The 15118-nt window shown below is 71.5% G+C and carries 15 protein-coding genes; 4 read left to right on the forward strand and 11 right to left on the reverse strand.

Translation table 11 applies throughout. The annotated features are described in order from the left end of the window. Positions 1-143 precede the first annotated feature (143 nt). The 5 genes from ACTWQO_RS38915 to ACTWQO_RS38935 form a co-directional block, all read right to left on the reverse strand. The gene (locus tag ACTWQO_RS38915) at positions 144-1784 is read right to left on the reverse strand and encodes a TlrC/CarA/OleB/SrmB family ABC-F type ribosomal protection protein (protein WP_443242102.1); all 1641 of its coding nucleotides are present in this window, start codon (positions 1782-1784) and stop codon (positions 144-146) included. A 224-nt stretch (positions 1785-2008) separates the two neighbouring features. Further along, positions 2009-2977 carry a DUF3500 domain-containing protein gene (locus ACTWQO_RS38920; protein WP_443242103.1) on the reverse strand — a complete coding sequence of 323 codons (969 nt, stop codon included), beginning with the start codon at positions 2975-2977 and terminating at the stop codon, positions 2009-2011. Positions 2978-3022: 45 nt separating this feature from the next. Beyond that, positions 3023-3679 (reverse strand): class I SAM-dependent methyltransferase, encoded by a 657-nt coding sequence (locus ACTWQO_RS38925; protein ID WP_443242104.1) that lies wholly within the window; start codon positions 3677-3679, stop codon positions 3023-3025. 158 nt (positions 3680-3837) lie between these two features. Continuing rightward, positions 3838-4224, reverse strand: coding sequence for a nuclear transport factor 2 family protein (locus tag ACTWQO_RS38930; protein WP_443242105.1), 387 nt, complete (start codon positions 4222-4224; stop codon positions 3838-3840). Between the two features lie 175 nt (positions 4225-4399). Next, positions 4400-5386, reverse strand: coding sequence for an alpha/beta fold hydrolase (locus ACTWQO_RS38935; RefSeq protein WP_443242106.1), 987 nt, complete (start codon positions 5384-5386; stop codon positions 4400-4402). Positions 5387-5549: 163 nt separating this feature from the next. On the opposite strand from ACTWQO_RS38935, the gene ACTWQO_RS38940 reads away from it, so the two are divergent. After that, positions 5550-6065 (forward strand): GNAT family N-acetyltransferase, encoded by a 516-nt coding sequence (locus tag ACTWQO_RS38940; RefSeq protein ID WP_443242107.1) that lies wholly within the window; start codon positions 5550-5552, stop codon positions 6063-6065. A 7-nt stretch (positions 6066-6072) separates the two neighbouring features. Here ACTWQO_RS38940 and ACTWQO_RS38945 read toward each other — a convergent pair whose 3' ends face one another. Beyond that, on the reverse strand, positions 6073-6975 hold the full coding sequence (locus ACTWQO_RS38945; RefSeq protein WP_443242108.1) for a ketopantoate reductase family protein: 903 nt from the start codon (positions 6973-6975) through the stop codon (positions 6073-6075). A gap of 134 nt (positions 6976-7109) precedes the next feature. Between ACTWQO_RS38945 and ACTWQO_RS38950 the strand changes: the two genes are divergently transcribed. Beyond that, complete coding sequence (locus ACTWQO_RS38950) at positions 7110-7340, forward strand: DUF2277 domain-containing protein (RefSeq protein WP_443242109.1); 231 nt, start codon at positions 7110-7112, stop codon at positions 7338-7340. A gap of 79 nt (positions 7341-7419) precedes the next feature. Here ACTWQO_RS38950 and ACTWQO_RS38955 read toward each other — a convergent pair whose 3' ends face one another. Then, entirely contained in the window at positions 7420-8046 is a 627-nt protein-coding gene (locus tag ACTWQO_RS38955) for a DedA family protein (protein WP_443242143.1), read from the reverse strand. Between the two features lie 247 nt (positions 8047-8293). Between ACTWQO_RS38955 and ACTWQO_RS38960 the strand changes: the two genes are divergently transcribed. Continuing rightward, entirely contained in the window at positions 8294-8818 is a 525-nt protein-coding gene (locus ACTWQO_RS38960) for a superoxide dismutase family protein (RefSeq protein WP_443242110.1), read from the forward strand. Between the two features lie 117 nt (positions 8819-8935). Here ACTWQO_RS38960 and ACTWQO_RS38965 read toward each other — a convergent pair whose 3' ends face one another. The 4 genes from ACTWQO_RS38965 to ACTWQO_RS38980 form a co-directional block, all read right to left on the reverse strand. Then, positions 8936-9385 (reverse strand): DoxX family protein, encoded by a 450-nt coding sequence (locus ACTWQO_RS38965; RefSeq protein WP_443242144.1) that lies wholly within the window; start codon positions 9383-9385, stop codon positions 8936-8938. A gap of 95 nt (positions 9386-9480) precedes the next feature. Continuing rightward, positions 9481-11526 (reverse strand): FAD/NAD(P)-binding protein, encoded by a 2046-nt coding sequence (locus ACTWQO_RS38970; protein ID WP_443242111.1) that lies wholly within the window; start codon positions 11524-11526, stop codon positions 9481-9483. 182 nt (positions 11527-11708) lie between these two features. After that, a complete protein-coding gene (locus ACTWQO_RS38975) occupies positions 11709-13346 on the reverse strand; it encodes an alkaline phosphatase D family protein (protein ID WP_443242112.1) in 1638 nt (545 codons plus the stop codon). 98 nt (positions 13347-13444) lie between these two features. After that, positions 13445-14089 (reverse strand): HNH endonuclease family protein, encoded by a 645-nt coding sequence (locus tag ACTWQO_RS38980; RefSeq protein ID WP_443242113.1) that lies wholly within the window; start codon positions 14087-14089, stop codon positions 13445-13447. 402 nt (positions 14090-14491) lie between these two features. Here ACTWQO_RS38980 and ACTWQO_RS38985 point away from each other — a divergent pair, with 402 nt between their 5' ends. Then, positions 14492-15073, forward strand: coding sequence for a TMEM165/GDT1 family protein (locus ACTWQO_RS38985; protein ID WP_443242114.1), 582 nt, complete (start codon positions 14492-14494; stop codon positions 15071-15073). Positions 15074-15118: the final 45 nt, after the last annotated feature.

Below are 15118 nucleotides of genomic sequence, written 5' to 3' on the forward strand. Positions count from 1 at the left end.
CCGGTCCTCACCTGCCGAACTCGTCGCCCCACGGGACCTCGACTTTCACATCAGCCCCGAGCCGCTACCGGCCATCCTCACCCATCAGGAGTGGCCCCGCAGCCGGGGCGGCTCACGTGCCGAGCCGCCCCGCTGCATGGCCGTCATCCCACCTTGACCCTCGCGGTCTTCGGCAGAGCCAGATGCTCGCCCCGGAAGCGCGTCCGCAGGGCGCGGTCATGGGTGACCAGGATGATCGCGCCCGTGTAGTCGGCCAGTGCCGCCTCCAGTTCCTCGATCAGGGCGGGGGACAGGTGGTTCGTCGGCTCGTCGAGGAGCAGGAGGTCCGCGGGGTCGGAGACCAGCCGGGCCAGGTCCACGCGGCGGCGCTGGCCGTACGACAGTTCGCCGATGCGCAACTTCCGCTCCGCCGGGCGGAAGAGGCCGAGGGCCAGCAGGGCGTCCGCGTGCTCGTCGGCGGAGCCCACGCGGCCCAGGGCGAACGCCTCCGCCACCGTCAGGTCCGGCGGCCACGGCGTCTCGTCCTGGTGCAGATGACCCACCCGGCCCGGCACCTGCACCGTTCCTTCGTCGGGCCGCAGCTCACCCGCGAGCAGCTTCAGCAGCGTGGTCTTGCCCGCGCCGTTGGGGCCGGTGATCAGGAGCCTGCCGGAGCGGCCGAGGGTGAGGCAGTCCAGGTGGAGGCGGTCTCCTACGCGTACGTCCGACACCTGCACGGAGGGGAGCTCCGCCGCTGTCGCATCCGCGCCGTCCCCGGCCGTACCGACCTGTGCGGTGAACGTCAGCGGCTCCGGTGGCGGCGCGACCGGGTTCGCCGTCAGCCGGTCGACCCGTTCGCGGGCGTTGCGGATACGGGACATCGCGCCGTGCGCCCGGCCGCGGGCCCTGAAGCCGCCGTGGCCGAAGTTGGCCAGCGCGGCCTTGCGCGGGATGCCGTCGAGGCGGACCGCCTGGCTGGCGGCCAGCCGCTCGTTGCGGGCCAGTTCGGCCCGCCACTCCTCGTACTCCTGGAGCCGGCTGCGGCGTTCCGCGGCCTTGGCGGTGCGGTAGCCGGCGTAGCCGTCTCCGTACCGGGTGACCTTTCCCGCCTCGGCCTCCAGGATCGTGGAGGTCAGGCGTTCCAGGAAGACGCGGTCGTGGGTGACCACGAGCACCGTGCCGCGGTGGGCCCGCAGCTGCTCCTCCAGCCAGTGAACGGCCTGGTCGTCCAGGTCGTTCGTCGGCTCGTCCAGGAGCAGCAGCTCCGGGCGGCCGGCGAGGACGGCGGCCAGGGCCAGCCGGGAGCGCTCGCCGCCGGAGAGGGTGCCGAGTCGTCGGTCGCGGGGGAGGGTGGGCAGGCCGAGATGGTGCAGGGCGAGGTCGACGCGATGGTCGGCGTCGTAGCCGCCGCGCGCCTCGTAACGCTCGAGGAGGGCGGCGTACGCGGCGAGCGCCGCCGGGTCCGATCCGTCGCCGAGCCCCTGCTCGGCCTGGCGCAGCTCCGTCTCCAGTGCGCGCAGATCAGCGAGAGCCAGGTCGACGGCGTCCTGGACGGTGTCGGTCGCGGGCAGGGGGATGGTCTGCGGCAGATAGCCGATGCCGTCGGCGGCGGTCACGGTCAACTCGCCGCTGTCCGGGCGTTCCTGGCCGGCGATGAGCCGCAGGAGGGTGGACTTGCCGGAGCCGTTGTCGCCGATGAGCCCGGCCTTCTCGCCCGGCTTGAGGGTGAAGGAGACCTGGTCGAGGACGGTGCGGCCGGGGTAGCGCTTGGTGACGTGGTGAAGGGTGAGTTGTGAGGTGCGCATGCGCGGGTCCCTCCTGGCCGAGGCTTCGCCCGGGCCGGATCGGGTGGATGAGAGGGCGCGGCAGGGCGCGGCGATGGCGGAGCGGTGCTCTACGCGATCGGCGCCGGCTTTCTCACAGGGAACCCATGCGGAAGACCGTACGGCATGACGGAGGATTTCGCAAGACGATCCGTCTCGTCTTTTCGAGGTGAGGTGCGGCCGGTCCCCGACGGCTGCACCGCCCGCTACCGGTGCCGCTCCGTGTAGTGCGCGCGCAGCAGGTCGGCGCCCCAGTCGTGGCGGACGTGCCGCCAGACGGAGTGGGCGTGGTTGCCGTCGTCCTGCGTGTTGTCGTACTCGATGAGGAAGTCCGGGGCCCGTACGCAGTAGTAGTGCCGGTCCCCGAGCGCGAGGCCGCCGCCCCAGGCGAAGGAGACCGCGTCCAGTCCTCGCGCCACGGCATCGGACCAGCATTCCTGCGCGTACGCCGCGGGCGCGCGGTCGAGGTAGCGGCGCACCAGGCGCTCCAGCAGCCGCTGTTGACCGGGCGTCATGTCCCCGTGGGGCAGTCCGGTCGGCAGCAGGTCCGGACCGGCGAACGGGTCGGCGCGGGTCAGGATGTCGTCCGGCGGCGCGGCGGCGAAGACCGCCTTCGCCCGTCGGCCGGCGTCCAGGTCCGTGACCAGCTCCCGGGCCAGGTCTTCCTCCAGTCCCAGCAGCCGTCGGCCGGCCTGCGGACCGTCCGCGATGCGCGCCGGCTCCGACCCGATGAAGTGCGGTGTCACCCGCGTCCCCGCCGCCGTGATCACTACGTGTACGGCGAGATGGTGGCCGTTCATCCGCCAGCCCCACGGACCGTCGCCGTCCGGGTCGCCCAGCAGCCGCACCCAGTAGCGGTCGGCACCCGGGGCGCCGACCAGGGCGCGGCGGTGCCGCTCCACCTCGATCGCGCCGCGCGCCAGCTCCGCCCCTGGTGCGCTGTGCGCCGCCGCCAGCAGCGCGTCGACAGCCCCGCGCTGCTCGTCGCCGAGGCCCTCGGTGGACAGCCCGGGGCGCGGGCCCGGCAGATACGTCCACTCCCGCAGCTCGGGCGCGTCCAGCCGGTCGGGCCCCGCGCGCAGCTCGCGCACCTGCTCCGGTTCCAGCACGGACAGCAGCGCGCGCACGGCCTTCCGCATCTCCTCGGCCGTCGCCTTCAACGAATACCCGCCCACCGCGCTCCTCCTCCCGATCCAAGCCCCGCGAACTCACGCGAGCAGTTACTTGACTGGTCCATCCGCTGGTTCTGCGACGCCGATGAAATGGCCGGCCGCGGGCCGGATGTGGACCGACCACCCCAGCGCTGTCAGGTCGGCCGTGAGGGTCGGCGCATCGTGGAACACCTTCACGATGCGGTACTGGCTGCCGTCGTCGAGCCGCCGCAGCGCCGCCGGAGTCGACTGGTTTGCCAGGACTTCCTCCCCCGCGGCAGCGGCCGGGCCGTCGTCGATGAAGATCGCTTTACCGCCCGGCGCGAGCGCGGCGGCGACGGTGTTCCAGAAGCCGGGCCATCGCGTCGGCGGGACATGGGAGAGCCAGAAGGCGAAGAACACGGTGTCGTAGCGCCGTGGCGGCTGCCACGCGAACAGGTCCGCCTGAATGAACTCGACGCTGGGGGATGCGGTACGCGCCCGAGCCAACGCCAGCACTTCGGCCGCCGCGTCGACAGCCGTCACCGACTGCGCCCGCGCCGCGAGCCTTCCGGTCCACTGGCCCGTTCCGCAGGCCAGCTCCAGCACATGCCCGGCAATCGGGAGGTCATCGACGGCAGCCAGCAAGCCCTTCAGCTCTTCGCACTCCGCATAGGGCCGGTCGTATTCGGCCGCGCCCGCTCTGTAATAGGCCATCTGCTCCGCCAGGAGAGCATCGTCGTCCATGCGCATTCCTCTCAGCCGACAGACACCTTCGGCCTTCGCCCATGGGCAAGGTCAAGAGTCATGCGCCCCGGCTCACCTCGAAGTCGTAGACAACGATTGCCTGGTGAACCGTGCAGCCGAGCGTCCCACGCGGCGTGAGCCTGTCCGGCGCGGGTCGCTCAGGTCGTCGGGAGCGCAGGCGTGATGTGGCTCAGCACGCACAGCCAGCGCCCGCCCCGTCTGACGTACACGTCGGTCGTCCACTCGTCCGCGTCGTACCGCTTGCCCTGGTAGTGGGCCGTGTTCGTCACTCGCCCGGTGAGGACGGCGGTGTCTCCGTAGACGCGGACCCTGGGTCGCGTCTCCAGGTCCATCGCCGCGTGGGTCAGCTCCCCGGTCGCGACGAGGGAGAGGAACTCTTCCTTCGAGGCGACGCCCGACTCGGAGACCATGACCCATTCGTCGGCGACGAAGCCGGTGATGCGTTCCGCGTCATTGGCGACGATCGCGACAGCCCAGTCCTCCGCGAGGCGGATGAGCCGGGCCTCTTCCGCTTCTTCGTCCACGGTCCAACCGTAGGCCTGCCCGGCCGATCTGTCCTAGTCCTCGATGTCGGCGAGGACCGCAGGGAGGCGCTGACCGTGCTGCGGCGGTTGTGCCGGGCGGAGGACTTCGATCTCGTACGAGATCTGCTGCGGGCCACCGCGGCACGCCCCGGCGAGGTCTGCTGACCCGCCCGGTTCAGGTGGGCAGGTCGGCGAGCCAGGCCGTCAGGTGGTGGTTGACCTCGTCGGGGCGTTCCTGCTGGATCCAGTGGCCGCAGCCCTCCAGCAGGTGTGAGGCGCGCAGGCCGGGGAGGGTCGTCGGGTACGCCTCGATCGCGTCGGCGAGCCAGGTGGTGGACGCGTCGAGCGCGCCGCCGAGGAACAGGGACGGCTGGGGGATCGGGGCGCCCGCGAAGGACTGGAAGTCCTCCCAGTCGCGGTCCATGCAGCGGTAGCGGTTCAGGGCGCCGGTGAGGCCCGTGCGCTCGAACTCCGCCGCGTAGACGTCGAGTTCCGCCTCACCGAGCCAGGACGGCAGGCGGTCCCCGGGGAAGCGGTCGCGCAGGGTCGCGTCGGGGCTCACGAAGTGCGGGTCGGGGGCGCCCGGCGCGGGCATCGTGTCGCCGGAGAACGCGGCGTAGAAGCCGGCGAGCCAGCCCCGTACGTCCGGTTCGATCTCGCGCTCGGCACGGCCCGGTTCCTGGAAGTAGGAGACGTAGAACTCGTCCTCCCCGCCCATGCCCGCGAACACCTCGCTCGGCTTGGGGCCGCCGGGCGGCGTGTACGGCACGCTCAGCAGGCCGACCGCGCGGAACACGTCGGGGCGCAGCAGTGCGGAGTGCGCGGCGATGTTCGCGCCCCAGTCGTGCCCGACGATCACCGCGGACCGCTCGCCCAGCGCCTCCACCACGGCCACACTGTCCGCCACCAGCTCGGTCATCCGGTACGCCGCCACCGCCTCCGGCCGCGACGAACGCCCGTAGCCGCGCACATCCACGGCGACCGCGCGGTATCCCGCCGCGGCCAGCACCGGCAGCTGGCGGCGCCACGAGTACCAGGACTCCGGAAAGCCGTGCACCAGCAGGACGAGCGGGCCGCTGCCCTGTTCCACCAGGTGGATCCGGCCGGCGGGGGAGGGGACGAGTCGGTGGGTGACGTTCGGGAGCGGGTCCTGGTGGGGCATGGGTCCAATCCTCCGTGTCGGGGCCGTCGGGGCTGAGTTGTGCTCGTACGGCGATCCTGCGCGGGTCGAACGGACGCGGGCGAGGAATTTTGCCGGTCCGGCAAACAGCGGCGGTTTCCGCAGCTCGGGGCCATTGTCAGACCTTGGGCCTACTGTGATCGGTATGGATGCGGCGAGCGCGGAGAAGGTGCGGCTGGTGCCCTGGGCGGAGGGCGACTTCTGGCTGCTGCGGAGGAACAACAGCCCTGAGATGACCGAGCACTTGGGCGGACCGGAGCCGGAGGAGAAGCTGGCCGCCCGGCATCGGAGGTATGTCGAGCTGGAGGCCGGCGGGATGTACCGGGTCGTGCTGGCGGACGGTGGCGAGAGCGTCGGGGCGATCGGGTTCTGGGAGCGGGAGTGGCAGGGGGAGACCGTGTGGGAGACGGGGTGGGGGGTGCTGCCCGAGTTCCAGGGGCGAGGGCTTGCGGCGGCGGCCGCCCGCGCCGTCGTCGAGACCGCGCGGGCGGCCGGCCGGAACCGGTATCTGCACGCCTTTCCGAGCGTGGAGCACGCCGCGTCGAACGCCGTCTGCCGAAGAGCCGGGTTCACGCTCATGGGGCAGTCACGGTTCGAGTACCCGAAGGGGCACTGGATCACGTCCAACGACTGGCGGGTGGACCTGGGTGAGGCTCCTTAGACGCCTGTCAGTGACCGGCGTCCCTCAACTCCTGTACCACCCTTGCCGCCACGGGCACCGACACCCCGTGCCGGTCGGCCGCGCGCAGCAACGCACCGCCGATCGCGTCGAGTTCCAGCGGGCGGCCGGCCTCCGCGTCGCGCTGCATCGACGACTTGGTGTGCGGTGGGAAGGCGTCGTAGCCGGCGAGTGGCTGGGCGGGGTCGCCGGGTCCGCCGCAGGCGCGGCTGACGGCCGCCGTCTCCTCCACCAGGGCGGTCAACTCGTCGCGGTGGCGGGTGCGTACGTCGCCGAGGGGGAGTCCGTAGCGGGTGGTCAGCAGGGCGAAGGGCGCCAGGAAGCACATCTTCGCCCAGAGGGCCGCCGTCTCGTCGGGCAGGACGCGTGTGGCCGGGCCCGCGGCGGTGAGGGCGGCGGCGAGGGTGTCGAGGCGGTCCGGGGGTACGTCCGTGCCGGACAGGTCGATCTCGGCGAGCGGGCTGCTGTGCTCGATCCGCCCTGCCGCGACGCGGGTCGACTCCGTGCGGATGACGGCGGGGGCGACCCGGTCGGGGCGGTAGCGGGCGCGCAGGGCCGCAGGGTGGTCGACGCCGTTGAGGAACGGTACGAGCAGGGCGTCGCCGAGTGCCGTGGGCGGGACCCGGTCCAGGGCTGCGTCAAGTGCCGTGTGCTTGACGGCGATCAGGCAGGCATCGACCGGTTCCCGCAGCTCGGTGCCGGCCTCGACGCGGGCCGTGAAGTCGCCGAACAGCCCGCTGCTGACCTGGATTCCGGCCGTGTTGAGTGTCTTGGCGGTGTCCTCTCCGGCCAGGCAGATCACGCGATGCCCGGCACGGGAAAGGAGACCGGCGAGCAGTCCGCCGATGCCACCGGGACCGAGTACGGCCACAGTGAGTTCGTCGTTCGCCATGTGTGTCCCCATTCGTCGGTCGGCCCCGGAGCGGTGGCCGCCTCGAAGTGATCATCGCAGGCCACGTGCGCACCGGCGCAAGGTTTCTCGGCGGAATCTCTGCCGGTCGCCTTGCGTGGGGTGAGACTGGAGTCATGTGCCGCAGTATCAAGACGCTACGTCCGCCGGTATTGGCCGATGAGGCGACCGAGGAAGAGATTCGGGCCGCTGCTTTGCAGTACGTGCGGAAGGTATCCGGCTTCCGGGCACCGGCCGCACACAACCAGGAGGTGTTCGACCGAGCCGTGGACGCGATCACCGAGGCAACCGCCGAGTTGCTGGACGGCTTGGAGATCCGGGGGGTGGGAGCTCGAAGGGCGAGCTAAGCAGGTCGGCCGCGGTTCGGCAGCGCCCCAAAGGGGCGCGGGGAACTGCGCGACCAGCCCCCACCGACCCGCAGCCGAATCACCGTCCTTCCAGCGGCGCGCCCCGCGGAGCGCGCCGCATCAGATACCCCGCCACCGCCCCCGCCGCGAACAGCGCCCCCACCGACACCGCCGTCGCCACCCACGTCGCTCCCAGCCAGTGCGCGCCGAAGTAGCCGAGGGCGACGCTGTAGGTGGCCCAGGAGAGGCCGGCCAGGGCGGACCAGGGGAGGAAGTCGCGGGCGCGGCGGTGGGCGGCGCCGGCGGAGAAGGAGACGACCGAGCGGCCGGCGGGGGCGAACCGGGCCAGGACGACGAGGGTTCCGCCGCCGCGGGCGAGGGCCGTGCCGAGACGTTCCTGCGCGGTGCTCAGGCGCCGGGAGCGGGCGATCGCGCGGTCCAGGCGGGGGCCGCCCGCCCAGGCAAGGCGGTAGGCGACCAGATCGCCCAGCACGGAAGCCGTCGTGGCGCACAGCGTCAGGGCCAGGATGTCGGGGACCTGCTGCGGTACCCCGCCCGTCGCCGAACCCGCCGCGGACGCCGTCGCCGCCGTGATGACCAGGACCCCGCTGGGCAGAACCGGGACGAAGACGTCCAGGAGGATGGACAGGGCCACCACGGCATAAATCCATGGGCTGGCCGTCAGCGACCCCACACTCTCGAACACCATTACTCCCCGTGACTCCCCCGTAGAACCGCCCGACCGCGCCGCGACGTCGCGGGGAGCGGCAGGGGCGGCCCATAACAGCCATACAGCGTACGCCGGGGGTGTGACAGGGGATTCACGGGGGGCTCGTGGGTTCCGCACGGCATGTTCACCCGGCTGCCGCGCCCCGGGGGCGGCTTCGGCCGGTGTCCCGTAGCACGGACAAGGGGCGACAGATCACTCCTGAACGTGAGGAACGGTACACATCATGGTGGCAGGTATATGCGCGGGCGCCGTCGCCGCGGCCGTGCTCGCGGCCGGCAGCGGGGCCGCCGAGTACTGCTCGGTGCAGAAGGACGGGCGTTTCGTGCCGCCCTCGGCTCAAGTGGCAATGGACGCCGTCACGTATGACATTGCACTGGTTCCGGCCGGGTCCTGGATCGAGGTCCGTCAGCTGACCGAGGAGAAGACCGGCAAGACGACCGTACGGCTGTGGGTGAAGGGCATGAAGCCCGGGCACGCGTATGGCGTCCATGTGCATCAGAAGCCGTGTGCCGCCGACCCCGCCGCCGCGGGCGGGCACTACCAGAACAAGGTGTCCACCGACCCCGCGGACGTCAACGCCGAGAACGAGGTCTGGCTGGACTTCACCGCAGGTCAGAGCGGCAGTGGCCGGGCGAGCGCCTACCACGACTGGGGTTTCCGGGAGGGGGAGGCGTCCTCCGTGGTGATCCATGACGTGCCCGGCCCGAGCGGGGCGCGCGTGGCCTGCTTCACGGTGCCCTTCGTATAGCGGTCGTATAGCGGTCGTGTAGTGCGCCGCGACCGCCGTACCGCCTGAAGACGCGACGGCGCCTCCCCCGCACACGCGGGAGAGGCGCCGTAGTACCGCTGGGGAAGCCGCCGTTGATCAGGCGGCCACCGGCGTCTGGTGCGAGGCCGGCTGCTCCCTCTTCAAGCGCTTCGTGAGCAGCTGGTCCACGCTGAGCGCGCCGGAGCCGGTGAAGACCAGCAGCAGGAAGGCCCAGCAGTACATCGCGGCGCCCTCGCCGCTGTTCTCCATCGGCCACAGGGCCTCCGGCTGGTGGACCTTGAAGTACGCGTACGCCATCGAGCCCGAGGCGATGAACGCGGCGGCGCGGGTGCCCAGGCCGAGCAGGACGAGGCCGCCGCAGACGACCTCGATGACGGCGGCGTACCAGCCGGGCCAGGTGCCCGCGGACAACGTCCCGCCCTGGCCGTCGGCCCCGCCCAGGACTCCGAAGAGCTTGGAGGCGCCGTGGCAGAAGAAGAGCAGGCCGATGACGATGCGGAACAGGCCGACGGCGTAGGGCTGAGCGCCGTTGAGACGTGCGGTCAGTCCGGACATTTGGGGGTACTCCTTCGGTCGGGCCGGTCCATGGGGCGGACCGGCCTGGGGGACAGAACCGAGCGAGTGGCCAAGGCTAGGTGGGCCTAATCAATGCTTACAAGTTCAACATTCGGCCATGGCCGGTATCCCTCTTGCGGCTCCGATTCGGCCGCCGCCGTACGTAGAACCGCTCTCGCCACCGCGTCGGCATCCGAAAGCGTGACCGAATCCACGCCCGGTCTGGCGCCCGCCGCCGTCACCCAGTGCACACCCTCGGTCGGCACCCCGAAGGCGAACCGCCTTGCGTGGGCCCGCCCTTGGCGGTCGATCAGACGATACGGCCGCGGTGTCACGTCCAGCCCTCCCGTTTCATAACCGTCGACGGTGTGCGGCCGGCACTGCCCGGTCTTCAGCAGCCGGGCCAGCAGGTCGTCGGCCGTGCGCCGCAGATCGGGTTCCGGAAGCCGCGCCTCTATGAGGGTCGTCACGTGTACGGAGGACCCCGCCACGTCGGGGGAGTGCGCGAGCCACGCCCCCTCGCCCTCCCGAACCTCCAGCCGCGGCCCGAGCACCTCCACCACGCCCGCCTCCATCAGCGCCGCCAGCTCCTCGATCCGGCGCCGGGGCGGGCCGATGGAGAGGAACGCGTTGAGCGGCGTGTACCAGCGGTCCAGATGATCCCGGTGGGACGCGCCCGCGAGGCCGCCGTGGTCGACGATCTGCCGCACCTCGTTGCGCAGATCCCGCAGCACGTCGAGCGCCGCCTTCAGCGGACCGGCGACATTGCCGAGCGCGGCCTGGGCTGCGTCCTCACGCAGATACGTCAGCAGCCACGCACGCCAGGCGCCGGGGTCGGCGAAGTCACGCCCCGCGTACGGGCGGGAAATGCGGTCCCAGGACCAGCGGTCGGCCTCCGCTACCCCGAACTCGTCCAGCACGGCGGCTTCTTGGGGGCTGCGGTGCGGCGCGGCGAGGAAGTGGCCGCGGAAGTCCCGAGTGTCGCGGGAGGCGACGGGGGAGCGGCCCCGGAACTCCCGCGCCTCTCGGGGGCCGGTCAACTCCCGCTCGCCGTCGAGGCCTTCCGCGGAGCGGCCGCTCGCGCCTCCGTCGATGTCCTCCGCCCCCTCGTACACCCCCAGCAGTGCCTCGTAATAAACCGTCTCCACCTCCTTCGCCACCAACGGCCATATCTCCGTCAGGAAGTCCGGTGCCTCGCCGGAGTCGGCGCGTTTGCGGAAGCGGGCGATGGTCTCGTCGGTGAGGACGAGGGGGAGGTGGCGGCCGTAGGGGCCCTTGGCGTTGTCGCCGCGGGCCTGGTAGGGGATGCCGCGGCGTGAACCGGCGTACAGACGGGGTTCGTTGCCGGAGGGGACGTAGCGCAGGGTGCCGGTGGCCGTGCGGATGAAGCGGCCGTCGCGGCCGGTGGTCAACAGGGCCATGTGGTCGAAGAAGTTGAGGCCCAGGCCGCGCAACAGCACCGGTTCGCCGGGGGAGATGGCGGACAGGTCGACGTCGGCCGGGTTGGCGGGGGGTATGTGGCGCAGGCCGTGGGTATCGGCGTATGCCGCGTGCCGTCGCTGGGCCAGGTCCGCGACCGTCGGCAGATGGCCCTGGGCGAGGACGACGGCGGACAGGTCGGTCAGGGTGCGGCCGTCGTCGAGGGTGAGGGTCTGGCGGCCGTCGGGGGCGTCGTCGAGGCGTACGGCCCGTGCCGCGTGGGTCTCGACGCGTACCGCCCGCGGTGCCTCGCGGACGACCTTCGCGAACACCCACTCCAGATAGCGGCCGTAGTGCGCGCGGGTCGGGTACTCGTCGGGGCCCAGGTCGCCGTCCGCCCAGTCGTGCAGGCTGGGGCCGGGGCGGACCGGACCCGAGCAGTCGACGCTGTCGTCGGCGAACAGGGTCACCTGACTGGCCACCGTGTTCATCAGCAACTGCGCGGACTGCGCGGAGCGCCAGACGCGGCCGGGGCCGGGCGGCGCCGGGTCGATCACATGGACCCTCAGCCGGGTGCCGGGTGGGAGGAGTTCCGGCGCGGAGGCGCAGAGGCGTTCCAGGACGCTCGTGCCGCGCGGCCCCGCGCCGACGAGGGCGACCCGGACCTCGGCGGACTCGACGTGCGCTGCGGATTCCGCGGGCGGTGCAGACAAAACGGTGTCTCCCGGGCGTGTGGGGCGCGTTGCGGCAAACCGCCCAGGGGAAGCGGACGGTCCGCCTCATCATGCCGTCGGGAGAGGGAAGATCCGAGCCTCGGGGTCAAGGAGTGTGGGGCGCCTCACGCGCATCACGTGCATCACGACACATCACGCGCATCGCGGGTGAACCGCCCCCTTCACGACGTCAGCTGCGATTCCTCCACCGTCTTCAACCGCGCCCCGCCCGCCTTCTCCGCCCGCGCCTGATCGATCCGCAGCCGGGCCGAACGTCCGCGCAGCGTCAGGGTCATGAGCTGGTTGCCGAACCAGGGCCCGCCGGTGCACCGCCAGTCGACCGGCGGCCGGGGCACCTTGCCGTGCCCGGCGAACCGGCGCCCGAGGACCCGCGCGGTGGCGGACCAGCCGAAGCGGAAGCCGACGCGGATCGCCCAGTGGATGGCGTTGTGGACGGGGGAGCAGGTCAGCTGGAACACACGGGCGTCGGGACCGCCGGCAGCCCACGTCGGCTCGGCGACATACGCATGATGGACATCCCCCGACAGCACGCACACCGTCGCCGGCGCCCCGTCCCCCGAACCGGCCTCCGCGATCAGCGCCGTCAGCGCGTCGAAGGACGCCGGGAACGCCGCCCAGTGCTCCAGGTCCGCGGCCCGGCGCAGCTTCTCCCCGAACCCCGCCCAGCGCGCGCCCTTCTCGCCCCGGCACAGCGCCGCGTTCCACCCCTCGGCGTCGTGCACCAGGTGCGGCAGCAGCCACGGCAGGGACGTGCCGATCAGGAGGTGATCGTACGAACCGGGCTCCTCCAGCGCCTGTTCGCGCAGCCACCGCTCCTCGCCCGGGTCGAGCATCGCGCGGCGCCCCTCCTCAAGGACGCGGGCCGCGCGGGTGTCCACCATCAGCAGCCGCACACGTCCGAAGTCGCGCCGGTAGCTCCAGCGGACGGACGTCGGATCGGCGTCGGCCTTGGCGGCGAAGGCGCGCAGTGCGTCCGTACCGTCGGGCGTCTCGCGTACGGCCGCATAAAGGGGGTCCTCGGCCAGCTCGGCCGGGGAGAGATTGCCGATGTGCTGATGGACCCAGTACGACATCAGGCCGCTCAGCAGCCGCTCGCGCCACCACGGGGTGGCCCGCATGTCGGCGAGCCAGGCGGCGGAGGTGTTCCAGTCGTCGATGACGTCGTGATCGTCGAAGATCATGCAGCTGGGCACGGTGGACAGCAGCCACCGCACCTCGGGGTCGAGCCACGACTCGTAATAGAGGCGCGTGTACTCCTCGTAGTCCGCGACCTCGCTGCCGGGCGGCTCGCGCAGATCGCGGCGGGCGGCGAGCCAGCGGCGGGTGGCCTTGGAGACCTCGTCCGCGTAGACCTGGTCGCCCAACAGCAGCAGCACGTCGGGCCGTTCGCCGTCCGGGTCGGCCGCCATCCGCGCGGCCAGCGTGTCCAGGGCGTCCGGGCCCACCGGGTCGGCCTCGTCGGCGGGCGGCGCGGCCCAGCGGCACGAGCCGAACGAGACCCGCACGGAATCGTCCTCGGCCGGCGTGCGGATCAGGGAGGGCGGGAAACGGGACTCGGGCAGCGGCCACACGCGCGCGCCGTCGAGGAACACCTCGTACGACTGCGATGTGCCTGGCGTGAGGCCGTTCACCTCGACGAGCGCGTAGTGATGCCCCGCGATCTGGAAGGTGGGGGACTCGCCGCGTGTGCCGTCGGCGCAGCGCACCTCGGCGGTGCACGGACGGCCCGCCTCGACCCAGATGGTCGCGGACGAGCCGTCGGCGTATCTCAGCAGTGGTCCCAGGCGCAGTTCGGCCACCTCATGCCCTCCTCCGTCGCCCCGTACGGTACGGAACGACGGAGGTCAGCGGGGAGGTTCCGCAGATCACGGTTTGCCGAACTCCGTCGGTACGTCGGTCAGCAGCCGGACAGGTAGTTCGTCAGCGCGCTCTTCTCGGCGGAGTCGACCGAGAGGTCGTAGTAGTACTTCACCTGGACCCAGGCGCGGACGTAGGTGCAGCGGTACGAGGAGACCGACGGCATCCACTCGGCGGGGTCCTGGTCGCTCTTGGACTGGTTGACGTTGTCCGTGACCGCGATGAGCTGCGGGCGGGTCAGGTCGTTGGCGAAGGACTGGCGGCGGGAGGTGGTCCAGCTGTCGGCGCCGGAGTCCCAGGCCTCGGCCAGCGGAACGAGGTGGTCGATGTCGACGTCGGAGGCGGCGGTCCAAGTGGCGCCGTCGTAGGGGGAGAACCAGCGGCCGCTGGTGGCGGCGCAGGAGGAGTCCTGGACGACGTTCGTGCCGTCGCGCTTCAGGACGACCTCACGGGTGTTGCAGGCGCCGGACTGGGTGATCCAGTGCGGGAACAGGTCGCGGTTGTACCCGGTCCGGTCCTCGGTGGCCACGGTGAGCTGGGAGAGGTAGCTGCGCGCGGTGGCGCCGCTGACGGGGGTGGGGAGGGCGGCGGAGGCGGTCGGGCTGTTGAAAAGCCCGACCGAGGCTATGAGTCCGGTGAACGCCGCGAGTATGCTGAGGCGTCGACGCGCGTAGAACTTCGGCATGCGAACTCCCTTGAGTCGTGGGGGTGTTGGGCGCGAGCGGGGACATGCTCGCGGCGCCGTGTTGCGCTCGGGTGTTCGTTCGGTAAGAAGCTAGTGACGTGCTCATGACACATCAAGGTTGAGAGCGGAACTTTCTGGTCCGTCTGCCGTCCCGTACGATGAATGACGCAGAAGGGGAGTAGCTCTTCGTCGGACCGTCGACATACCGCTCAGCTCGTCTGAGCCGGCGCCCGGAGGCGGGCCTCATGCGTGAGGCCGGCCAGCGAGACCTTCGGCAAGCAGTGCACCGCCTGTGTCGTACGGCACGGGCGCCGCGTGTGCTGCCGTGCCGAGGTGTCTCATGTGACGCGTGACATGTGACATAGCACTCTCGGTGGGGCAGCCCCGACCGATTGAGGAACCTTGATCAGCTTTACCGTCATGGCGCTGGTGTTCGGCGTCGTCTTCCTCGCCGAGCTGCCGGACAAGACCGCACTCGCCGGCCTCGTCCTCGGCACCCGTTATCGCGCCTCGTACGTCTTCGTCGGCGTCGCCGCCGCGTTCGCGCTGCATGTCGCGCTGGCCGTCGCGGCCGGGAGTGTGCTGACGCTGCTGCCGCAGCAGATCCTGCACGCGCTGACCGGGGTGCTCTTCCTCGGTGGGGCGGCCGTGCTGCTGATGAAGAAGGATGAGGACGAAGAGGAGATCCGCAAGCCGGAGAACCAGTCCTTCTGGAAGGTGTCCGGGGCCGGGTTCATGCTCATCCTGGTCGCCGAGTTCGGTGATCTGACGCAGATCATGACGGCGAATCTCGCCGCCCGGTACGACGACCCGCTCTCCGTCGGGCTCGGTGCGGTGCTGGCGCTGTGGACGGTCGCCGGACTCGGCATCGTCGGTGGAAAGGCCCTGATGAAGCGGGTTCCGCTGGCGCTGATCACCAAGATCGCGGCGTTGCTGATGCTGGGGCTCGGGGTGTGGAGTCTCTGGGAAGCCGTGGCGGGCTGAGCTGAACGGTCGGTGAATCCTTCTCGAAGGTGGTGGCGGGAACGG

The organism is Streptomyces sp. 4N124, assembly GCF_052245395.1.
GTDB lineage: Bacteria > Actinomycetota > Actinomycetes > Streptomycetales > Streptomycetaceae > Streptomyces.